The following is a 213-nucleotide window of genomic DNA, read 5'->3' as shown; positions in this document are numbered from 1 at the left end:
GGTGCGATGGTTCTAGATACTCCATCCACGGTACCAGTCACTGATGAGTTACCACCTTTTCCACCTCTTTGCGAAAGATCTGATGCACCTTGCCCACCTTGTCCCACAGTTACATTGAAATTAGAGTTCGCAGGTAATCCGAATGTGGCGTTTACATTGATTGTTTCCTGTGCAAAGCCTCCAGCGCCGCCACCTCCTGCAGCTTTACCCCTA

Annotated in this window: 1 protein-coding gene; it reads right to left on the bottom strand. The window is 49.8% G+C overall.

The annotated features are described in order from the left end of the window. Positions 1 to 213 (bottom strand): glycine-rich domain-containing protein (locus ACNKXV_RS13300; protein WP_417908228.1); only part of this gene is annotated, 213 nt, incomplete at both ends.

This window comes from Christiangramia aquimixticola, assembly GCF_048285835.1.
GTDB classification, from domain to species: domain Bacteria; phylum Bacteroidota; class Bacteroidia; order Flavobacteriales; family Flavobacteriaceae; genus Christiangramia; species Christiangramia aquimixticola.
This window is presented reverse-complemented; position numbering and strand designations above follow the sequence as displayed.